Source organism: Clostridium sp. UBA1056 (assembly GCA_002316385.1).
Taxonomy (GTDB): domain Bacteria; phylum Bacillota; class Clostridia; order Clostridiales; family Clostridiaceae; genus Clostridium_J.
The window spans coordinates 42200-64037 of record DCDL01000056.1; the positions used below are offsets into that span (position 1 = coordinate 42200).

Here is a 21838-nt window from a genome sequence, read left to right on the forward strand (position 1 = left end):
TATTATCTAGAATCTAAAATCTCTTTTTCCTTCATTAAGCTCTTTTAAATGTTCTTCTACAATTCCTTTAACTTTAGCATTAGGAATTTGCATAATCTGATTTCTAATAACTTCTTCTCCTTTAGCCTTTGTATTTTCAGATGCATAATCTTCTAGATACTCCTTTAATGTCATAAGGGCATTAGGTAAACAACAGTTAGAAATTTGACCTGATTTTACTAACTGCATAAATCTATCTCCGGTTCTGCCTTCACGGTAACAAGCAGTACAGAAGCTAGGTATATACCCCATACCAAGTAGCCAGTTTACAATCTCATCTAAAGTTCTTGTATCGCTGATATCAAATTGTGCTGAATTTTCTTCTTCCTTTTCCTTCTGAGCATATCCTCCAACACTTGTACATGATGCTCCACTAATTTGAGAAACTCCAAGATGAAGTACTCTTTCTCTAGATTTTTGAGATTCTCTTGTGGAAACAATAATTCCTGTATAAGGTACTGAAATACGTAAAACTGCTACAATCTTTGCAAATATATCATCTGAGATTCCATTAGTAAAGTCTTCTGGATTTACATCATCTGCATGACAAATTCTTGGTACACTAATAGTGTGTGGTCCTACTCCCATAGCAGCTTCAAGATGCTCTGCATGCATAAGTAATCCTACAAAGTCATACTTGTACATATTTAATCCAAATAGAACTCCTATCCCGACGTCATCTATTCCACCCTCCATGGCTCTGTCCATAGCCTCAGTGTGATAATTATAATTATGTTTTGGTCCTGTTGGGTGTAGTTCCTCATATAGCTTTTTATTATATGTTTCTTGGAATAATATATATGTTCCTATTCCAGCATCTTTTAATTTTCTATAGTTTTCAACAGTAGTAGCTGCAATATTTACATTTACTCTTCTTATAGCTCCATTCTTATGTTTTATACTATATATTGTTTTTATGCTTTCTAATACATACTCTATAGGTGAATTTTCTGGATCTTCTCCAGTTTCTAATGCAAGTCTTTTATGTCCAAGATCCTGCAATGCAATTACTTCCTTCTTAATTTCTTCTTGAGTAAGTTTTTTTCTAGCTATATGTTTATTTCCATGGTGATAAGGACAATATATACATCCATTAATACAGTAATTCGAAAGATATAATGGAGCAAACATTACTATACGATTACCGTAAAATTTATTCTTTATCTCCATAGCTAGTTCTTCTATTTTTTTATTTTCTTCTTCTAAATCACATTCAAGTAGTACAGCTGCCTCTTCATGGCTTAAACCTTTACACTCCCTAGCTTTCTCTATAATTTTATTGATTAAATCCTTATTCCCTTTATTTTCTTTAGCATATTCAAGGGTTGATAATATTTCTCCATTATCAATAAATTCGGTAGCTATCTTAGATTCCACATTATACATACATCTACTCTTCTTTCTTAATAAAATTTTTAAGTACTTTATTTTAATATCCACCTAGCTCGTTCTGCTTTATATCTAGTAATTATTCTATTTCTTTGAATAGATCGTTTTTACAGTGATACCATCAAGCATACCTAATTTACCAGATAATGAACTAATAATATCATTAGTTGCATCTATTATTACGCTGATAATACACACCTCCTTGTCGCGATATGGTACTCCCATTCTCCCAACAATATATTGTCCATAGTCATGTAAAATATTGTTTAATTTTTCTGTGGCCGTAGTATCCTCCACTATAATACCAATCAATGCGATTCTTGTTTCCAAAGCCTATACTCCTTTCAAAAAAATAATCTCTGCACCCCAAAAGAGCGCAGAGATAGTATATAGCTATCCTATGATACCGCCTTATCATTTGGGCTAACCCTCATGTACTTCAGAACGATTTAATTTAATTAATCTTTCTCCTTAGATAAATTCTTTAGAGTTATATTATATTTTTATATTAACACTGATTAAAAATATTATCAATTCTTACTTAAACAGTTAAAATTTTTTATCTAAAAATAAGATAACTGCTATTTTAATTATCTTACTTTTAAATCAGCCAATATAGGATAATGATCTGAAGGATACTTCCCTAAATTATTATAATCTACTATCTCAGTATTTATTATATCAAAGTCCTCTGAAACAAATATATAATCAATATGTCTCCCCTTTTTACTTCCCTTAAACTTACTCATAGTTGACATATTATATATATTTCTTTCAGACTCCTGAACGGCTATGAATTTTTTATTACTGGCTGTACTTTCAGAGAATTTTTTAATAAGTTTACTATTAGGTGTGGCATTAAAATCTCCCATGAGTATAACTGGTAATCCATCTTCTTCATATTGTCTTCCTATATAATGCTCTATTTTGTTTAGTCCATACTGTCTAGCCTTTGGGAAGAAGCAATCTAAGTGAGTATTATAAACTCTTAAAACCTTATTGTTACTTAGCCTTATCACTGCAGTTGTACATATTCTAGGATATACAGAATACCATATAGAAGAACCTACTTCTTCTGGTGATTCTGATAACCAAAATGTATTACTTTCCAGAATCTCATGCTTTTCAGATACTAAAATATCATTTCTCTCTGAGGATATTTTCTTTGCTCTTGGTTTACCTACTATTCTATAATTTGATAATTCTCTTGAAATATCTTCATACATTGAACTAGTAAACTCCTGTACTCCTATTATATCGCATTCATGTTTAGTAATTAACTCACAAGCAATATGTGACCTATCCTTCCATCTATTATTTATGTCCAAGATAAAGTCTGTCCTTAAATTAAAAGTCATAACTCTCATTATTTTAATCCCCTTGCCAGATTATTTATATTCCAATTATACCAGTCCGATCCTATATCTTTGTAAAATCTTGAATAAGTTTATTTATATTTTATACATTTTAATATAAATCTATGTTGATAGTAATATATTTAGTTCACTTTGTATAACATATAATTAATTCTTATTATGCTTTTAGATTAAACTTAAGGAGTAATTTATATTATGATAAATCGTATAGGCTATGCTTGCATTAATACTTCACTTGAAAATAACTTTAAAGATTGTAGATTAAATTCTATATATACTAACGGAATTCCATATTTAAAGGATATTATTCTTCATAATCTAAATTTAACCAAGGAAACTCTTCTTTGGAATGTTGAAAATAACATACTTATGTATAGAGCCACTTCTAAAATGATTCCATTTGCAACTCATAAAGATATTTTAAAAGATTTTTCTTTTAGATGGTACGCTGATAAAAATATTGTGAATACTTTAAATGAAATAAAAGATATCGTGATCAAAAATAATATTAGACTTTCAATGCATTCTGACCAATTTACTGTACTTAATAGTCCCAAAAAACAGGTTGTATCAAATTCTATTGAAAATCTAATATATCATAAAGAGCTTTTAGATATGATGGCAGGTTCTGATTTAATAATACATACTGGTGGTGTATATGGAGATAAATCACTAGCTATAGAAAGATTCATTGATACTTTCAATTCTCTTCCAATAGATATTAGTAAGTATTTAAGATTAGAAAATGATGATGTATCTTACTCTTTGAAGGATGTTTTGAAAATTTCAAACCTCTGTGGTATACCTATAGTTTTAGATATTCATCACCATAACTGTAAAAATGATGGTGATTTAGATATAAAAGACCTTATACCTGACATAGCTAATAGTTGGTATAATACTAACCTATTTCCTAAGTGCCATATAAGCACTGGCATTGATAGCTATAAAGATAAACGTCATGCTGACTATATATCTCCTGGAGACTTTTTCTCCTTTTGTGATATTACTTCTAGCATTACTATAGATTTAATGGTAGAAGCTAAAATGAAAGAGCTAGCTGTATTAAACTTAAAAAGCTTTTTAAACATTTAAAAACAATGCTTCATAAAATAGTATAATCATAAATAAATATTAATGAACTATTTTATGAAGCTTATCTTTTTAAAATATATTATTCCTTCCAAAGTTTGTCATATAAATCGTTATATATCCGTTGATTGAAAATTCATTTAATTTTATGTACAATTAACTAGGACAAGCATACTACATGTATAAGTAGCTTAATGAAAGACTAGAAAGGACATAAATTATGGAAAATTTAATTTTATCGATTAATGTAGTTTTACCCTTATTTCTTACCATGGCTTTAGGATATGTACTGAAATGCTTAAAAATGTTTGATGACAATACTTTAAAGGTTATGAATAACATCACCTTTAAAGTTTTTCTCCCCCTACTGTTGTTTTATAATATATATAAAACAGATTTAAATGGGGCTATAAATCTTAAATTAATATGTTTTGCACTTTTAAGCGTAACAATTACATTTGTAATACTATGTATTTTCATTCCTTTCATTGAAAAAGATAATAAAAAACGTGGTGTTTTAATACAGGGTATCTTTCGTAGTAACTTCGTAATATTTGGTTTACCTGTGGCATCTTCACTATTTAGCGATGAGAAAGTTGGAATGGTAGCTATACTAATAGCAACTATTGTACCGCTTTTTAATATGTTAGCAGTAATCTCCTTAGAAATTTTCAGATGCGGAAAATTAGATATTAAAAATACTTTAAAAGGAATTATCACTAATCCTTTAATTATAGCATCAGTGATTGGTATATGTTTTCTTGTCTTAGAAATAAAACTTCCTATAGCTATCGAAAAATCAGTAAGTGATATATCTAAAATAGCTACACCGCTTTCTCTTATCTTGCTAGGAGGTTCCTTTGCTTTCACTGATGTAAAAACTCATTTAAGACAAACCATAATAGGTGTAACTGGTAGACTTGTCATAGTTCCACTTATTCTTATGCCTATAAGTATATGGTTAGGTTTTAGAGATGTAGAACTTTTAGCTTTGATGCTTATCTTTGCATCACCTACTGCCATCTCTTCTTTTACCATGGCTCAAAAAATGGATGGTGACAGTGATTTAGCTGCTCAAATAGTGGTGTTTACTTCAGCTTCTTGCATACTTACCGTATTTCTATGGATATTTACCTTAAAACAATTTAGCTTTATTTAAAGATTAGTATATTTTATTTTGTAAGTATAATTTATTAATATTTATAGAGCATGTATTTTACTTAAATATTGATGAAGATTTAATATTAAAAAGAGCTGTATGAAAATAGANNTCTATTTTCATACAGCTCTTTTATTTTAAATTATATTTTAGTGGTGATTACATCCATCATGGCTACATGTATGATTCATAGAGAATTCTGCTAGCTCACCTTTGCTTAACTTATCTAAATTTACACTTATATTTCCTTCTACAGCTTTATATACCTTTATTCCTAAAGAGTTTAATTTAACTATAGCTCCTTGACCAATTCCATCTACAACTACTGCATCTACAACTTCTCCTGATAATGCCTTCATTGGTTGACACTTACCATGCTCATGACCTAAATCACCATTTCCTATAGTCTTTACTTCATTAGTTTCTAGATTACATACTACAAACATTGGAGCTGTTCCAAAATGCCCATATGGAACACTTTCCATCCCTTCATTGGATTTAACTGGAAAACAAACTTTCATTAATACTCCTCCTCTAATCTCTTTTTACAACAACCTTTTCCTGCTTTGCACTCTCTTTTACATTGCAAAGCATCAAATTTTTCTATACTTACATTAAACTTATCATCTATTGAGCATATGTCATCAGTAATTAATACATTTATAAACTCTATAGCTCTTTCTAAAACTTTCTTATTCAAGTCATAGATTACATGATATCCTCTTTTATAACCTATAACTAAATCTACTTCTTTAAGAATTTTAATATGCTGTGATACCGCAGCTTCAGAAATCTCTAAATGCTTAGCTATTCCTTTTGCACAAATATTTTTTTTAGATAGTAGAACTAATATCTTTATTCTTGTTTCATCTCCAATAGCTTTAAATACCTTTATACTTTCTATCATATATGCTCCTTTAGTATTATAATTTAATTAAGCATTTACTTAACTAAATTATAATACTCTTAATTAAATATTTCAACCTAATTTAAAATATTCAATAAAATAAGAAGTCACCTTGACTAAATTAGGTGACTTCTTACTTTATATCTTATTTAGTATATGAGTTAATTTCTGAATTATATTGTCTTTATTACAACTAGTTAAAATTATATTCAGTAACTATACTATCTCTATCTGTAGTTTTATCATTGAAATATTCATAGAATGATAAAGCTAAAAAACTACCAGTTACATTATATACATTATTGAATCCTAACTGTTGTAATGCTAAAACTGCATTATAGCTTCTTTGACCTGTTCTACAATGAACATAGACATCTTCATCTTTAGGTATTTCATTAAATCTGCTTCTAAGCTCACTTAAAGGTATATTTTTTGCACCTTTGATATGTGCTCTCTCATATTCCACATTCTCTCTAACATCTAATATATATGCACCTTCTTTAATTAAGTATCTAAGCTTGTCTGGTTGAACTTGTTTAAAATCTCCATTTAATAAGTTAGAGCCTATATATCCTGCTAAATTAACTACATCTTTAGCCGTTCCAAAGGGTGGTGCATAGCATAATTCTAAATCTTTAAGATTTTCTACAGTACCTCCAAATTTTATAGCTGTAGCTATGACATCAATTCGTTTTGATACATTGCCCTTTCCTATAGCTTGAGCTCCTAATATCTTTCCTGTTGGAACTTCAAATAACAACTTAAAATGAAGCATTTCTGCTTCTGGCATAAGTCCAACTTTATCTGAAGCAATAAGTCTTACCACCTCATAATTTATATTCATATTTGAAACTTTAATTAAGGATTCATTTAAGCCTGTAGATGCCCCATTATAGTTAAACACCTTTATAGCTGATGAGCCTATATATCCCTTATTTAGAGCTGGTTTATTATTAATATGATCTGCTACTGATCTAGCTTCTTTTTGAGCAGGTCCTGCTAAGGATAGCTTTGTCATAGAATGAGTTAATTCATTATATATTTCTATAGCATCTCCTACTGCATATATGTCTTTATCATTAGTTCTATAGTTTTGATCTACCTTTATAGCTCCAGTACTTCCAATATCTAATCCAGCCTCCTTAGCTAGATGAATCTCTGGTGCAACTCCAATAGCCATGATAATAGCCTTGGCATTTACTTTTTTTCCTGAGGCTAAAACAACTTTATCTTCTTCAAAACTTTCTACCTTATCTCCTAAAATTAAATTAACTCCATTATCATACATTTCTTTATGAAAAATTTGTACCATATCATAGTCAAAAGGCCTTAATATCTGCTCTGTAGCTTCTATTAAAGATACATTATATCCTGCTCCCCTCAGATTTTCTGCTACCTCTACTCCAATATAGCCTCCACCTATTACAGCAACATCCTTTATATCAAGATTCTTTATAAATTTATTTAGTTTGTCTATATCTATTACATTTCTAACTGTAAATACATTTACACTATCAATCCCTTGTATATTAGGCACAATTGGTTTTGCTCCTGGGGAAAGTATTAGCTTATCATAATCTTCTTTATATTCCTTCTCTGTAGTTAAATCTCTAACAACTACTTCTTTATTCTTTCTATCAATGAAAATAACTTCATTATTAACTCTTGCTTCAATATTATATTGAGCCATAAATTTTTCTGGCTTCATCAAAACTAATTTACTAGCTTCATCTACAACACCACTTAAATGATATGGCAGTGAGCAATTGGAAAAGGATACGTGAGGACCTTTTTCAAACATTATTATTTTATCCTCTTCATTATTTCTTCTCAATCTAGTTGCTGCAGATGCTCCTCCAGCTACTCCACCAACTATTAAAATCTTTCTCTTCATCATATATTCCTCCTAATTTAAAATTATTTTCTTTTAGTACCTACATAAGCACCAAAGCCACCTATTACATTTGTTACATTAAATCCTTGCTTAACTAGTCTACTACATGCTAGAGAACTTCTAGAACCTGATTGACACATAAGATAATATTCTTCATTCTTCTTAAGGTATTTATCTGGATTACCTAAAAGATTTCCCCTTGGAATGTTTTTAGCTGATTTTAAACTTCCACTTCTATATTCATATACTTCTCTAATATCTATTAAATTAACTTTCCCTATTAAATTATTCATATCATTAATGTTTATAACTTTACCACTATCTCTTCTAAAGAAATTGAACATTTTAATTCCTCCTAAGTTAGTTAAATCTTTAATTTGTTTCTTTATATGTATACTTTACATCAATTATTCTTAGTTTTATGTGACTTACTCACATAATGCTAACTAACTCATCTACTATTATATATAAATTTGTATAATAAGAGATAAGAGTTATAACCATACGTGATTATAACTCTTATTTCTTATGTGTTTATCCTAAATATTGAAAATAATAAAGTTCATATTATTAATTTAAACGTCCCAATAAATTACTTCAACTTTAGTTTTATGTTTTAAAATATATATTCCATTTTGCTTTTCTAAATTTTCTTATATATATTTATCTATAGCATCTCTATCTAAATCTTTTTTATTTAATTCCATCTCAACTTTAGAATATATCCCTTCTATATTTTTAAATTTAATTTCAGTCTCCGCATCAATGAATTTTACATTAGCACAAATAAGTGGCATATAATATTATTTTAATGCTTCACATATAATTAATTCATGAAAATCCGTATTCAATATATCCATAAAAACTTCATCGAATTCATTATTTCCATATATGATAGCATTTCTTCTTCTACCTATTTCTTTAAAACCAATCTTCTTGCATAAATTAATAGCTCTTTCATTAAATGAAAAAGTCTCTATGTTTTTTGTATTTTAATGAAACTCCTTCTCACATGCGTTCGAATGAGTAAGTTCCACTGACCAAATATAAAATTTGGAGTGTCACTTATAATTCGTAGATTTCTCCATACTTTTTATTCAAATATTCTAAGAAATATTTAGGATTTAACTCTTCTCCTGTTACTTTTACAATAAGCTCTGATGGAGTATAAAGAGAACCAAACTGATGGATATTTTCTCTTAACCATTCTTTTATAATTGTAAAGTTACCATTCTCAACCTCTTCATCATAGGTAGGTATATCTTTTTTCATTTTATTTAAGAATTGAGCTCCATATAAATTACCAAGAGCATAGCTTGGGAAATATCCGATTAATCCTGAACCCCAGTGAGTATCCTGAAGTACCCCTTCTGAATCACTTTTAGGCTCCACACCTAAGTAATCTTTATATTTCTTATTCCAAACAGCTGGTAACTCATCTACTGTGATTTCATCATTCATCAATGCTCTTTCTAATTCATACCTAATTATAATATGGATACTATATGTTAATTCATCTGCTTCTATTCTAATTAAAGAAGGCTCTACCTTATTTATTGCTTTATAAAACTCTTCTAAAGTGACACCTTCAAATTGAGGAAATCTCTTTTGAACCTCTGGATAGAAATAAGACCAAAATTCTTTACTTCTCCCTAGGATATTTTCATAGTATCTAGATTGAGATTCATGTATCCCCATGGAAGTTCCTCCAGAAATCCCTGTATATTCTAGATCATCTGCTGAGTTTTGTTCATAAATACCATGTCCACCTTCATGTATATTACTAAAGAATGCGCTCCTAAAATCATGTTCATCATAGCTTGTTGTTATTCTAACATCTTTATTTCCAAAGTTAGTTGTAAACGGGTGAACTGTAGTATCTAATCTCCCAGCCTCAAAATCATATCCTAATTTATCTAAAACGAATTTTCCAAACTCGTCTTGATCTTTAGCAGAAAAATACCTTTTAAAGAAGGATTCATCTATTTTAACCTTAGAAGATTTGACTTTCTCTAAAAGCTCAACTATACCGTCTCTCATCTCTTTAAATACTTTATCTACCTTTTCTACAGTCAATCCTCTTTCATAGTCATCTAAACATTTATTATAGATATTTCCTTCATATCCTACATATCCAGCGAACTCTTTATTAAAATCTATTATCTTTGCTAAATATGGCTTAAATCCTTCATAGTCATTATTAGCCTTAGCTTTTTTCCAAAAGGCTTCTGATGCAGAGCATAACATTTGATACTCCTTATTTCTTTCAGGCGGTATTTTTATAAATTCTTCATAATCTCTTTTTAAGCTTTCTATAATTTTTTTATCCTTAAATGATAGTTTGTCCATTTTGTCTGAGAAGTACTCTAACCACTCCCCAACCTTTGGAGAATTCATAAGTTTTATATATTCAGAATATAAGTATCCAAGTACTTCAATTCTTCCATCTATGGCCTTAGATGGTATACCTGTTTGCATATCCCACTGTATTAAACTTTGTGCATGAATTAAATAAGTTAGGTTTTTAATATGCTCTTTTACCTCATTTAACTTTTTATCAATTTTCTCCATTCTTTCCACTCCTTCCAGGTTATATTACATAATTTACCTTCAAGCTAATTATATCTTTATTTTCAATATAATTCCATAGTTATTTACTAAGTTTATAGATACTAATATAATAGTCATCCTCTGGATAATCTCCCATATAAATAAATCCTGATTCTAAGTAAAAATTCCTTAGTTTCTTGTTACCAGCCCAACAATCTAAATACAAATTATTCCTATTGAGAGTTTCACTCTCTCTTATTAAATTTAACATAGTTACTCCAAACCCTAACCCCTGTGTCCTTGGTAATATGGCTATTCTATATAGGTATTTCCCTTCTACACCTCTATAAAATGCATTATCTTGATCATCTAATTCCCTTATTGAAAACGTACCTATAATTACTCCTTCATATACAACTAAAAATATTCTAGATTTTATTATATCCTCTTTTATAACTTCCTCTTTCCACGGATATTCCCACTGATTTATGTCCTTATCTAATAAATCTTCTGTAACCTCATTTAATATCTTCATCACTTTATGAATATCTTCTATTGTTGCTAATTCAATCTTTATATCCTTCACAATATTTCCCCCTTATCTCTCAAAATATCATATTGGCTCTATAATCATCATAAATATATCCTTATATCTATAAACCATTAAACTTATAATCGTTTATATTTTGTTATGTCCTATAAATTCCCATATACTGTATTGGTAATATTTTACTATTAAATTGTGAAATATTCAACTAAATTTATTTATATGTCCATTTTACATTAAATGAACTTAACTTTAACTATTAATTTAAACGCCTAAATCTCAACTATATATATCATTAATATTTAAATCACATTAATTTCCTTCTAAAATTATTTATAATCTTCTCATAAATTTGTCACATGGATGTCACAATATATCCTTATTATATATATTAACAGGAGATAATAAGTATTTCTTAAAGTAATCCCCCCAGAATTATATAGGAAATACTTAATCTCTCAAAATAGTTTTATTTAATATTTCTAATATAGAGTAAATATTTATAAATGAAATAAGTTAATCCCTGAAATAAGTAAACCACTTTTAATATTAATTAAAAATAATATTAAAAGTGGAACCCCTAATGAAATAAGTAAAATAATACTTCATAAATAATCCCCCCGATTATAAGTGAAAGTAAATTTTAATAACATAAAATCCTGTGCAAGCACAGGATTTTCTTATTTATATTGATTTTGTAATTTCCCTTGATTATAATAAATATAATATATAGTTATAGTTTTAATCTTACAATACTTACTTTATATTCCTAATTAAATCTTATTAAGAATATAATTAATTTATATATAATATGTGAAATTAAAACATATACTAAATTAAAAACTGAAAGGAGAATAAGTACATGAAAAAGAATATGAAGGTTTTCCTTCCTATAATAATTATTGTAATTATTATTGCTGTATTTTTAGTTGGAAGTTATAATAATTTAACTTCTCTTAGACAAGGAGTTAATGCAGCAGAATCAAATATTGATACTCAACTTCAAAGAAGATCAGATTTAATCCCTAACCTAGTTAATACAGTAAAGGGATATGCAACTCAAGAAAAGGATATATTTACAGAAATAGCTGATGCTAGAGCTAAACTTGCAGGGGCTACAAACATATCAGAACAAGCAGCTGCAGATACTGAATTATCTAATGCTCTTTCTAGATTATTAGTAGTAGTGGAGAATTATCCTGACTTAAAATCTAACCAAAATTTCTTAGATTTATCAGTACAATTAGAAGGAACAGAAAATAGAATTGCCATTGCTAGGCAAGATTATAACAATGCAGTAACAACATATAATACGAAAATCTTGAAATTTCCTACTAACATAGTTTCTTCATTATTCGGCTTTGACGAAAAACCATTTTACAAAGCAAGTGCAGGTGCTGCAGAAGTCCCTTCTGTAGACTTTTCTAAATAAAGATGAAGAGCAAAAGTAAATTTTTAAAGCACTGCCTTTCTTTACTTGTTGTTATACTGCTATTCTTTTCTTCTAGTGTATTAGCAGAAGATACTTACCCTAGTCCAACTAAATATAAATATTTAAATGATTATGTTGGTATTATAAACAGTGAAGATGCCAATAAAATAGTTTCCTTAGGTAAGGAGCTTGAGGATAAAACTGGTGCTCAAGCTGTAGTTGTTATTTTAAACTCACTAAATAAAGTTCCCATTGAAGACTATAGTAATAAACTTTTTAGAAATTGGGGAATAGGTGAAGCAGGCAAAGATAACGGTCTTTTAATTCTTGTAGCTGTAGAGGACAGACAATGGAGAGTAGAGGTAGGTAGAGGTCTTGAGGGTGCCATACCAGATGCACTATCTAGTAGAGTTATGACTTCCATTGCAAAACCAAGTTTTATAGATGGAAATTATAGTGAGGGTATTCTGAATAGCTATAGTGTTCTATGTGATTACACTAGTAAGGAATACGGTGTCACCTTAGATAAATCCTTGAATGTATCAATGCCTAGTGAAAAAGATACTTATGCTAATGGCTTTGTTAGTAAAATTCTATGGATACTCCTTGCCATATCTATATTAGGAGATTTGCTCTTTAATAGGGGTAGATTCCTATCTTCAGTGCTACAAATTCTATTTTGGAGTGGTAGAGGTCCTAGAAATGGTTCTGGCGGAGGCGGTTCTTCCGGTGGTGGAGGTTTTGGTGGCTTCGGTGGTTCTGGTGGTGGATCTTCCGGTGGAGGCGGTTTTGGTGGCTTCGGTGGTGGTTCTTCTGGTGGTGGAGGTTCCTCTGGTGGTTGGTAGTTATTAATTTTAAAAAGAGAACAAACTCATTTTTATAATGAATTTGTTCTCTTTATTTTATTTCAAATTATTGTTCACTTAAGCCATTGAAGTAATAACGTTTGTAAATACTAATACTGCAAACAATACACCTACTGCTATTCTGTATATTGCAAATACTCTCATTGGCTTTTTCTTTAAGAAAGTAATGAATTTATCCATAACTATTATTGATACTATAAAAGCAACGATAAATCCAACTATTAATGCAACCCATAAAGTTGGAGTCATAATAGAATAGTCAAATTCAAATAAATCCTTAGCTGATGCTCCCACCATAGCAGGTACTGCTAAGAAAAATGAGAATTCTGCTGCTATAGGAGTTGAAAGTCCTGCAATCCATCCTCCAATTATAGTAGATGCACTTCTTGACATACCTGGCCATACAGCAAGAACTTGGAATATTCCTACTTTTAATGCTTGTATAGGTGTAATATCGTCTATATCTTTAACAGTCTTTTTCTGTCTTTTCCTAAAGAAGTTTTCCACTATAAGTAATAAGAATCCTCCTACTATTAACCCAACAATTACAGATTGAAGGTTAAATAAACTTTTAATTTGCTTATAAAATACTACTCCTACTATTCCCATTGGAATACATCCAATTAATACATTTATTCCGAATCTAAAACCCGTTTCACCTTTCTTACCTTTGGTAAATATGTATTTAAAAAATTCTATTACACTATCTTTAATTTTCTTCCAAAATAATACCACTACCGCAAGTATTGCTCCTAATTGAATAACTACTTCAAACATTTTAGCAAACTCACCTTGGAAGTTTATAATGTTACCAACTAATATCATATGCCCTGTAGACGATACTGGAATAAACTCTGTCAATCCTTCTACAACTGCAATGATAATTGCCTTTAATATAAATATCAAATCTAAACCCACTAATTTTCACTCCCTCTTACTTCTACTGATTTTGACATACATATAGTTTACATCACATAGAGAAATAGGACAAGAGGATAACCTTACATATAACTTTCAATTATGTAAGGTTATCAACCTTAAGCCCTGTCATACCTTCTGTCTACATATCTATTGAAATTTTAAATTTTATGTTAAAAATACCTATTACTAAGCTTTTTAATATTCTAACATTTTTAAATTGAATTTCTTATTTTAAAACAAAATATAAGGACTATCTAAAAAAACACTAAGTCTTAATTTCTCTAGCACTTAGCCTCTTTTAAAACAGCCCTTAATTACATTGTGAGATAAAGATTAAATTTCAACATCCTTACCATATTCCTTAAACTTTATCCAACCTCTTTTAGATATATACTTTAAGTAAGTTACTAATCTATATAATTCTCCATCTACACTTTCCTTATAAGTCTCTGCCATGAGCTTTGCGATATCATAGACGGTTCTTTTTCCATCTATGTATCTCCATACTGTAGAACATCTCTCATCTAGTTCTAATTGAGTTTCAGGAGTTCTTTTAACCATCCAAGCTAGAAATTTTTTAACTGGGTCAGTAACTTTTATATGTATAACAACCTTGCCATCTCTTTCTTCCCAATGTATATTCTTAATCTCAGGTACATAAAGAGCAAAGTTATGTTTTGTATCTTGTGCTTGATTTTCTAATTTCTCTTGTTTTTTCTTATTTTTCATGCAAAATTCCTCCTAACTTATTTACAACTAATAAATATAAGATATTCTATCAACTTAATAATCATCCTTTATTATGTACAATAAATAGTTATTATAGTATATTAAAATCGCTTGTCCACAGATAGCCTTTACCTGTGGCAAAGCGATTTTTAAATTATTATATATTATATAAGTGTTTTTAGTAAGGATAATTACTTAACAGCCTTGTCTTTTTTACAAGAGAACATGTAAATCCATGCTCCTAATAATAAGAACATTATGAAAGCAAATAGATTACTTTGAGTTATTCCTGGTAAGAAATTCTTACCAAATGCTATATTTACTTGAGCAGCTGCTAGCCCAGCTACTACTATACCCATTAATGCATCTCCTGCAACTAGACCTGAGGCAAGAAGAGTTCCTTTTTCAACAACTTCTCCTCTTCTATCCTTATCCTTAGCGAATTTTCTTTCAACGATTTCTCTGATAATTCCACCAACTAAGATAGCAGCATTTAAAGTTATTGGAAGATATATTCCAAGTGCAACTGGTAGTATTGATACACTAGCCATTTCACAGAATAATGCAATTGCCGCACCAATTATTATTAGTGTCCATGGTAATTGGGCTGTCATAATACCTTCAACGATCATTTTCATAAGTGTAGCTTGTGGTGCTGCTACTTCTGCAGAACCTATTCCATAAGCAGTGTCTAGCATGTTAATTACAAGTGCTGCAAAAACACCAGCTACTGAAAGTGCGATAAACATTCCTAATTGAACTTTCTTAGGAGTACCACCTATAATAAATGTAGTTTTTAAGCTTTGTGCTGCTCCACCAGCTACTGCTATAGCAACGCAAACAACTCCACCTATTAATACAGCTTTAGTCATATATTCTTGACTTACTCCACCAGTTAATTTAATTATAGTAGTTACAAATAACATTGTAGCTATAGTCATACCAGAAACTGGGTTGTTAGATGCTCCAATTATACCAACCATTCTAGCTGAAACAACAGCAAAGAAGAAGCTGAATACAACTGCCAGGATTCCACCTATAAATCCACCGTTAATCATTGGTAATAACCAAGTTAATGCAAATCCGAAAGCAGCTGCTAAAATAACCCAAGTAAGAGGTGCTTCTAAATCAATTCTACTAACTTTTCCATTTCCACCAGCACCTATTCCTCCCATTGCTTGTTTAAAGCTTGTTATTATAGTTGGAATAGACTTAACAAGAGATATAATTCCTCCCATTGCCACGGCTCCAGCACCTATATACTTAATGTAGCTAGCCCAGATTTCATTAGCGCTCATCTCAGCTATAATTTTAGTAGCTGGGAATAGCGGTGCTACAAGTCCAGCTCCTAAGAATTTAATTAATGGTATAAGTGCGAACCAAGCTATAACAGAACCACCAAACATAAGTAGAGATGCTCTAGTACCAACTATGAATCCAACACCTAAAAGTGATGCTAAAGTATCAAATCCCATCATTGTACCTTGATAGCTTTTAATAACATAAGTAGCTTGCTCTCCCCAAAGTGCAAATCCACCTGAAAAAAGTTTGTATCCAGCTCCAACTCCAAGCCCAGTCATAACTGTTTTAAAGCCTTGTCCACCTTCACTACCAGTTACAAGAACCTCAGCTGCAGCCATACCTTCTGGATAAATTAAGTTTCCATGTTCTTCAACTATTAGATATTTTCTAAGTGGTGTAATAAAGAATACACCCATAAGGCCTCCAATAATAGTAACAATAACAACAGTTAGAACACTTAATTTTAATCCCCATAGAATTAATGCTGGTAAAATAAATATAACACCACCAGCAAGAGATTCTCCCATAGCAGCTAGAGATGCTACTACGTTAGCCTCTAGAATGTTATTTCTTTTAAACATTCCTTTTAATACTCCAGTTGCAATAATAGCTCCAGGAATACCAGCTGATATTGTCATACCAACTTTTAGTCCAAGATACGTATTAGCTGCGGCAAAAAGACATGCTAAAATAATACCTAAAATAATTGAGTAACCTGTCGTTTCAGGCATTGCCATTGATGTTGGGACGAAAGGAACATATTCTTCGCCTTTACAACCACCATAAGCATTTTGAGATAATTTTCTTTTTTCTTGGCTCATTAATTTTCTCCTCCTTTTTTACTCTCTAACAAGGCACCCTAAAGAAGTTACTAATTTCTATGTTTAAAAGTTAAATTTATTATAAAACTATATCTGCCTTTATCATAATTCTGATAAAGATATAAACACATTGATTAGTACTTTTTCAGGATGCCTGAATTAAGTTCTTTTTACATAATAACTTTACGTTATTCTAAAATTTTATCTAAATATCTAAAATAAGATTTACCTTAGATATTTATTTAATATTTTCTAGTAATGCTTTTACAAAGTTCCATACTCTCTCAACAGATGATATGCTCATATGTTCATTTGGAGTGTGTACATCAAATAGATTTGGTCCAAAACTTATCATATCTACTTCTGGCATTTTTTCTTTTAGAAGTCCACATTCAAGACCTGCGTGAATAGCATCTATTTTTGGCTCTTCACCAGTAATATTTTTATAAGTTTCTATACATAAATCTCTTATTGGTGAGTTTGGTTCATATTGCCATTCTGGATAATCTGAATCATTAATAACTTCAGCACCAACTAATTTTGCTAAAACATCTATTCTATCTGTAATCGCATTTTTCAATGTTTTTACAGAACTTCTTACAGCAGAAACGAAAGTAACTTTTTCTTCGCTGAACTCTATTACTCCTAGATTAAGACTACTTTCAACTAAGCCCTTAATATCTTCGCTCATAGTTTGAATTCCATTTGGAGCTACTACTAAATAAGAAACTATTTTTTCAGTTACTTCTTTAGTTAATTGTTTATTAGCCTCTGATTTTTCAACTATTACAGTTACATCTGGATCTTGTATTCTTAGTTCTGTTTTAAATATTTCTAATGATTTTAAAGCTATTTCTTTAACTTTTTCTACATCTTTAGCTGCTACTGTAATTGTAGCTTCTGCTTCACGTGGAATTGCATTATTTTTAGCTCCTCCACTTATATGAGAAATATTAAAATCCACTTCTTTATCTATAGCATTTAATAATCTTCCCATAAGCTTATTAGCATTTCCTCTTTGTTTTATTATTTCCATACCAGAGTGACCGCCTTTTAAGCCTTTAACTTCTAATTTTAAAGCTTCATTAGAAGCATCTTCCCATTGATTGTTTATATTTACATAGTTAGTAACTCCACCAGCACAGCTTACTAGGAATATTCCTTCTTCTTCTGAGTCAATGTTTAATAATACTTTTCCATTAAGGTTTTTAGGATCTATAGCTATAGCACCATACATACCTGTTTCTTCACCAGTAGTAACAAATAATTCTATAGCTGGGTGTTTCAAATCATTTGAATCTAAAACAGCTAATCCATAAGCTACTGCTATTCCATTATCTGCTCCTAATGTTGTTCCATTAGCATAAATATAGTCTCCATCGATTCTAAGTTCTAGTGGATCATTTTCAAAGTCATGTACTTTATCTTTATTTTTTTCACAAACCATGTCCATGTGACCTTGGATTATTACTGTTGGTGCATTTTCATATCCTACTGTAGCAGGTTTTTTAATGATTACATTTAATTCTTCATCTTGTATAACATCAAGGCCTCTTTCTTTACCAAAGTTAACCAAGTAATTGCTGATAACCTTTTCATTACCTGAACCATGAGGTATTTTAGTTAATTCTTCAAAATAACTAAAAACTTTTTCTGGATTTAATCCTTTTAATATAGACATAAAAATCCCTCCATTATTTATTCTACATAATTCAACAATATATTATATTGCTAAATATTATGTTGTTAATCTTTTTAATTTAAATTAATTTTATACTTACATATGTATAAAGTCAACATATTTTCGTATACATATTATTAACTTTTAACCTTAAATAATATTAAAATCTTATATTTTATATCTAATTAAAAAAGTATCAATAAAAATTTTTAACGTATATTAATGCATTATACTTTTAAAGTACATCAAATTAAAGCCTACAATCTAATATTTATACAGCTATAAGACTCAATTTTATAATCATATTTAGAATACCGTAGTATACACGAAAAAAGTAACGTTTTAAAATTCATAAAAATATTATAATTTATCATCAGTGAATATACACCTTCCCAAAACATCTAATCTTTCATAAATATTTTTGTATAATTATACATTTATATAAATTTTACATTTTTTATCAACCTTGATCTTCTCTAATATTTATGAATTCTTTGTGCCACACTTTTTTTTAATAACACGTCACTTTAATTAGAATATTCTCCATCTGGTTTTCGACTTTATATGACAAAACTTTTATCACTATATATATATATTATATTTTCATGCTCTAATTCATGCATTTTAAGTTAATAAAAAGCAATATATATTTAAATTTTTAAAAATATGTTTCTTTTCCTTCAATTTTTTACATTTTAAATTAATTTATATAAAAACTAAATATATCCTCAATGAATTATATTTATAAATAATGTAATAATTGCAGAATTCACAAAATCAATAAATAAACATCCTACAATTGGTACTACAAAATATGGTGTAGGTGCAAATCCAAACTTATTAGAAAGAGCATCCATGTTAGCTACTGCATTTGGTGTAGCCCCCATACCAAATCCACAATTCGCAGATGCAAAAACTGCCGCATCATAATCCTTTCCCATAATTCTGAAGGTTATAAAGTATGTAAATACTCCCATAAGAACCGTCTGAGCAATTAGCATAATAATCATTGGAACTGCCAAATCAAATAGTTCCCATAACTTTAATCCCATAAGAGCCATAGATAAAAAGAATGATAAACTAATTCCTCCAATGGCCTCGATTTCCTTTTCTACTAAATCAATCTTTTTAGCGTCACAAATATTTCTTATCACTGCTGCTACAAGCATAGCTCCAATATAAGATGGAAATGTTAACCCTATTCCCTGAATTAAATTTGATATTATTGATCCTATTCCCATAGCTATAAAAAGCCATGATGCACCTGCCATTAATCTTTTATGGCACAGTATATCCTGATTATCTTCATTAAAATCTCCTAATGAAGTAGCCTTATCATCACTATCTGCCTTAATAGGAGTATTAAGTTTATGACGCATAATCAAAGTTCTAGCAACCAATCCTCCAATTATACTTCCCATGACTAATCCAAAGGTTGCAGACGCAAAGGATACAGTAGTTGCTCCAGCAATACCCATCTCTTCTATAATAGGCCCAAATGAACCTGCTGTTCCATGTCCTCCTATCATTGGAATAGACCCTGTACAAAGTCCTAGTAAAGGCTCTAAATTAAACAGAGTTGCTAGAGTAACTCCAACTATATTTTGTAAAATTACTAATAATATTGATAGAATTAAGAAGGTAACTACCTTTATACCACCCTTTTTTAATATTTTAATACTAGCTGTAAATCCAACACTAGTAAAAAAGGCAGTCATAAAAATATTTTGTAGAGTTACATCCAAGTTAATAGTTGCAAATCCTGTTACTCTAAATATTAACATAAGTATTGCGAAAATAAGTCCTCCTACCACTGGAGCCGGTATGCAATACTTTGATAATATAGGTATTTTTACTTTTAAATATTTTCCTAAATAAAAAACAATAGAAGCTAGAGCCATCGTTTGAAAAATGTCTAATGTTAATTCCATAAATTTTTATCCTTTCATCTTGTATACATCTTAGTGCATAAATATATTAGATTCAGACTACCAAATTATTCGAATGTTATCAAGGACTTTTTTAATATCAGAATATTAAGAATACCAAGAATATTCATTATCAACCACACCATCTTCTTCATTCAATATGCCATCAATAATGATTAAAATAAAGTACCTCTAAGTAAACTTTTCATATATAATTTCTCTTTTTAAGTTTTGTATTCTTATTGTTATTTTTATTGTGCAAATATATACACATTTATATGGTGGTATAATAATATTAAAATGGAATATAAGTGGATAAAAGTTATGGTTATAACATTAGATAGAAATGTAGTTAATAAATCTAATGTAGAATGTTTTATATCATTTCAAAATTAAAGGAAGTAGATACAAGCTCTAGAGGGATTACCTTAGAGCTTTGAGTTTCTCATTTGTGATTCTAGTTGTTCTCTTATAACTTTAGTTTTCGTTGCAGTTTTATTTAAATTATTTATTATGCTCCTAACAATACAATCCATGTCCCATATGAAATTAACTTCGTACATATCAAAGGCACATCTTCCATATTGTTCAACTTCCCGTGTTTCAATAAATCTTCCCAGCTCTGGAGAGTACTCATTAGCTACACGGGTAACACAAAATTCCTTATTCCATAAAAGCCACAACTCATAAATACCTTCTTTTTCATTCATATAACACTTAAATGGTTTACTTCCACTTTTATATTCCTCTACTTTAATAGCATGTGAACATAAATTTATAAAGTCCAATATACTATGAAATTCAGTATTGAAGCTAAATTTCCTTATTCCACTTATGGAATCAAACTCAATCCACTTAATAGAAGTATCTATTATATACATAACTTCTTTCATTTTCATATTAAGTAATATAGATTTTTTTTCTTTTATTGTTTGAGTATCTTGCTGAATTTGAGATACTAATTCTTCAATTTTTTCAAACATGTCAAACCTTCTCTCTATATTTTTACATTTTTCGATTAATATCTTTATGTATAACATTCATTTTTATAATATTATACCATAATTTTCAATTGTTTTATATTTATAATTAAAAAATTCAAATTAGATAAAAGATCGTCTTAAAGTGTAATATAATCTTTAAGTTAACTTTAAAACTTTTTGTATAGTTTTATAGTTAAAATTTTATATATTAGGCATCTGAAA

Annotated in this window: 21 protein-coding genes; 4 read left to right on the forward strand and 17 right to left on the reverse strand. The window is 29.5% G+C overall.

Annotated features, from left to right (window positions below; translation table 11 throughout):
• Positions 1 to 6: 6 nt before the first annotated feature.
• The 3 genes from hydG to B3W71_RS15175 form a co-directional block, all read right to left on the reverse strand.
• Positions 7 to 1425, reverse strand: a complete 1419-nt coding sequence (gene hydG, locus B3W71_RS15165) for a [FeFe] hydrogenase H-cluster radical SAM maturase HydG (RefSeq protein WP_346889778.1) — start codon at positions 1423 to 1425, stop codon at positions 7 to 9.
• A gap of 87 nt (positions 1426 to 1512) precedes the next feature.
• Positions 1513 to 1758, reverse strand: a complete 246-nt coding sequence (locus B3W71_RS15170; protein ID WP_346889779.1) for a TM1266 family iron-only hydrogenase system putative regulator — start codon at positions 1756 to 1758, stop codon at positions 1513 to 1515.
• Between the two features lie 260 nt (positions 1759 to 2018).
• Positions 2019 to 2795 carry an endonuclease/exonuclease/phosphatase family protein gene (locus B3W71_RS15175; protein WP_346889780.1) on the reverse strand — a complete coding sequence of 259 codons (777 nt, stop codon included), beginning with the start codon at positions 2793 to 2795 and terminating at the stop codon, positions 2019 to 2021.
• Positions 2796 to 2999: 204 nt separating this feature from the next.
• On the opposite strand from B3W71_RS15175, the gene uvsE reads away from it, so the two are divergent.
• Both uvsE and B3W71_RS15185 read left to right on the forward strand, forming a co-directional pair.
• Positions 3000 to 3899, forward strand: coding sequence for a UV DNA damage repair endonuclease UvsE (uvsE, locus tag B3W71_RS15180; RefSeq protein WP_346889781.1), 900 nt, complete (start codon positions 3000 to 3002; stop codon positions 3897 to 3899).
• A gap of 217 nt (positions 3900 to 4116) precedes the next feature.
• Entirely contained in the window at positions 4117 to 5055 is a 939-nt protein-coding gene (locus B3W71_RS15185; RefSeq protein ID WP_346889782.1) for an AEC family transporter, read from the forward strand.
• A gap of 149 nt (positions 5056 to 5204) precedes the next feature.
• Here the strand turns inward: B3W71_RS15185 and B3W71_RS15190 are convergent, their stop codons facing one another.
• The 8 genes from B3W71_RS15190 to B3W71_RS15225 all read right to left on the reverse strand — a co-directional run bounded on the left by B3W71_RS15190 (position 5205) and on the right by B3W71_RS15225 (position 10992).
• Positions 5205 to 5576, reverse strand: coding sequence for a NifB/NifX family molybdenum-iron cluster-binding protein (locus tag B3W71_RS15190; protein ID WP_346889783.1), 372 nt, complete (start codon positions 5574 to 5576; stop codon positions 5205 to 5207).
• Positions 5576 to 5962: a metalloregulator ArsR/SmtB family transcription factor gene (locus B3W71_RS15195; protein ID WP_346889784.1), complete on the reverse strand. Its 387-nt coding sequence runs from the start codon at positions 5960 to 5962 to the stop codon at positions 5576 to 5578. Before B3W71_RS15195 ends, B3W71_RS15190 begins: the two co-directional genes overlap by 1 nt.
• A 193-nt stretch (positions 5963 to 6155) precedes the next feature.
• Complete coding sequence (locus B3W71_RS15200; protein WP_346889785.1) at positions 6156 to 7856, reverse strand: FAD-dependent oxidoreductase; 1701 nt, start codon at positions 7854 to 7856, stop codon at positions 6156 to 6158.
• A gap of 23 nt (positions 7857 to 7879) precedes the next feature.
• Positions 7880 to 8200 (reverse strand): rhodanese-like domain-containing protein, encoded by a 321-nt coding sequence (locus tag B3W71_RS15205; protein ID WP_346889786.1) that lies wholly within the window; start codon positions 8198 to 8200, stop codon positions 7880 to 7882.
• 309 nt (positions 8201 to 8509) lie between these two features.
• Entirely contained in the window at positions 8510 to 8653 is a 144-nt protein-coding gene (locus B3W71_RS15210) for a hypothetical protein (RefSeq protein ID WP_346889787.1), read from the reverse strand.
• A gap of 6 nt (positions 8654 to 8659) precedes the next feature.
• Positions 8660 to 8836: a GNAT family protein gene (locus B3W71_RS15215; RefSeq protein WP_346889817.1), complete on the reverse strand. Its 177-nt coding sequence runs from the start codon at positions 8834 to 8836 to the stop codon at positions 8660 to 8662.
• Positions 8837 to 8921: 85 nt separating this feature from the next.
• Positions 8922 to 10427 (reverse strand): carboxypeptidase M32, encoded by a 1506-nt coding sequence (locus B3W71_RS15220; RefSeq protein ID WP_346889788.1) that lies wholly within the window; start codon positions 10425 to 10427, stop codon positions 8922 to 8924.
• Between the two features lie 79 nt (positions 10428 to 10506).
• Positions 10507 to 10992: a GNAT family N-acetyltransferase gene (locus tag B3W71_RS15225; RefSeq protein ID WP_346889789.1), complete on the reverse strand. Its 486-nt coding sequence runs from the start codon at positions 10990 to 10992 to the stop codon at positions 10507 to 10509.
• A gap of 823 nt (positions 10993 to 11815) precedes the next feature.
• On the opposite strand from B3W71_RS15225, the gene B3W71_RS15230 reads away from it, so the two are divergent.
• Both B3W71_RS15230 and B3W71_RS15235 read left to right on the forward strand, forming a co-directional pair.
• On the forward strand, positions 11816 to 12385 hold the full coding sequence (locus B3W71_RS15230) for a LemA family protein (RefSeq protein WP_346889790.1): 570 nt from the start codon (positions 11816 to 11818) through the stop codon (positions 12383 to 12385).
• Positions 12386 to 12387: 2 nt separating this feature from the next.
• The gene (locus B3W71_RS15235) at positions 12388 to 13230 is read left to right on the forward strand and encodes a TPM domain-containing protein (RefSeq protein WP_346889791.1); all 843 of its coding nucleotides are present in this window, start codon (positions 12388 to 12390) and stop codon (positions 13228 to 13230) included.
• A 78-nt stretch (positions 13231 to 13308) separates the two neighbouring features.
• On the opposite strand, the gene B3W71_RS15240 is transcribed toward B3W71_RS15235, so the two are convergent.
• From B3W71_RS15240 to B3W71_RS15265, 6 genes are all read right to left on the reverse strand, one after another.
• Entirely contained in the window at positions 13309 to 14169 is an 861-nt protein-coding gene (locus B3W71_RS15240) for an undecaprenyl-diphosphate phosphatase (protein ID WP_346889792.1), read from the reverse strand.
• Positions 14170 to 14505: 336 nt separating this feature from the next.
• Positions 14506 to 14901: a PqqD family peptide modification chaperone gene (locus tag B3W71_RS15245; protein ID WP_346889793.1), complete on the reverse strand. Its 396-nt coding sequence runs from the start codon at positions 14899 to 14901 to the stop codon at positions 14506 to 14508.
• Positions 14902 to 15092: 191 nt separating this feature from the next.
• The gene (locus B3W71_RS15250) at positions 15093 to 17024 is read right to left on the reverse strand and encodes an OPT family oligopeptide transporter (protein ID WP_346889794.1); all 1932 of its coding nucleotides are present in this window, start codon (positions 17022 to 17024) and stop codon (positions 15093 to 15095) included.
• Positions 17025 to 17262: 238 nt separating this feature from the next.
• Positions 17263 to 18705: an aminoacyl-histidine dipeptidase gene (locus B3W71_RS15255; RefSeq protein WP_346889795.1), complete on the reverse strand. Its 1443-nt coding sequence runs from the start codon at positions 18703 to 18705 to the stop codon at positions 17263 to 17265.
• Between the two features lie 728 nt (positions 18706 to 19433).
• Positions 19434 to 20636, reverse strand: coding sequence for a sodium/glutamate symporter (gene gltS, locus B3W71_RS15260; protein WP_346889796.1), 1203 nt, complete (start codon positions 20634 to 20636; stop codon positions 19434 to 19436).
• A 425-nt stretch (positions 20637 to 21061) separates the two neighbouring features.
• Complete coding sequence (locus B3W71_RS15265; RefSeq protein WP_346889797.1) at positions 21062 to 21616, reverse strand: hypothetical protein; 555 nt, start codon at positions 21614 to 21616, stop codon at positions 21062 to 21064.
• Between the last annotated feature and the right edge of the window lie 222 nt (positions 21617 to 21838).

Coding starts and splice junctions, on each gene's coding strand:
- hydG (WP_346889778.1), bottom strand. CDS start 1,425: ATGTATAATGTGGAATCTAAGATAGCTACCGAATTTATTGATAATGGA.
- B3W71_RS15175 (WP_346889780.1), bottom strand. CDS start 2,795: ATGAGAGTTATGACTTTTAATTTAAGGACAGACTTTATCTTGGACATA.
- uvsE (WP_346889781.1), top strand. CDS start 3,000: ATGATAAATCGTATAGGCTATGCTTGCATTAATACTTCACTTGAAAAT.
- B3W71_RS15185 (WP_346889782.1), top strand. CDS start 4,117: ATGGAAAATTTAATTTTATCGATTAATGTAGTTTTACCCTTATTTCTT.
- B3W71_RS15190 (WP_346889783.1), bottom strand. CDS start 5,576: ATGAAAGTTTGTTTTCCAGTTAAATCCAATGAAGGGATGGAAAGTGTT.
- B3W71_RS15195 (WP_346889784.1), bottom strand. CDS start 5,962: ATGATAGAAAGTATAAAGGTATTTAAAGCTATTGGAGATGAAACAAGA.
- B3W71_RS15200 (WP_346889785.1), bottom strand. CDS start 7,856: ATGAAGAGAAAGATTTTAATAGTTGGTGGAGTAGCTGGAGGAGCATCT.
- B3W71_RS15205 (WP_346889786.1), bottom strand. CDS start 8,200: ATGTTCAATTTCTTTAGAAGAGATAGTGGTAAAGTTATAAACATTAAT.
- B3W71_RS15210 (WP_346889787.1), bottom strand. CDS start 8,653: ATGCCACTTATTTGTGCTAATGTAAAATTCATTGATGCGGAGACTGAA.
- B3W71_RS15220 (WP_346889788.1), bottom strand. CDS start 10,427: ATGGAGAAAATTGATAAAAAGTTAAATGAGGTAAAAGAGCATATTAAA.
- B3W71_RS15230 (WP_346889790.1), top strand. CDS start 11,816: ATGAAAAAGAATATGAAGGTTTTCCTTCCTATAATAATTATTGTAATT.
- B3W71_RS15235 (WP_346889791.1), top strand. CDS start 12,388: ATGAAGAGCAAAAGTAAATTTTTAAAGCACTGCCTTTCTTTACTTGTT.
- B3W71_RS15245 (WP_346889793.1), bottom strand. CDS start 14,901: ATGAAAAATAAGAAAAAACAAGAGAAATTAGAAAATCAAGCACAAGAT.
- B3W71_RS15250 (WP_346889794.1), bottom strand. CDS start 17,024: ATGAGCCAAGAAAAAAGAAAATTATCTCAAAATGCTTATGGTGGTTGT.
- B3W71_RS15255 (WP_346889795.1), bottom strand. CDS start 18,705: ATGTCTATATTAAAAGGATTAAATCCAGAAAAAGTTTTTAGTTATTTT.
- gltS (WP_346889796.1), bottom strand. CDS start 20,636: ATGGAATTAACATTAGACATTTTTCAAACGATGGCTCTAGCTTCTATT.
- B3W71_RS15265 (WP_346889797.1), bottom strand. CDS start 21,616: ATGTTTGAAAAAATTGAAGAATTAGTATCTCAAATTCAGCAAGATACT.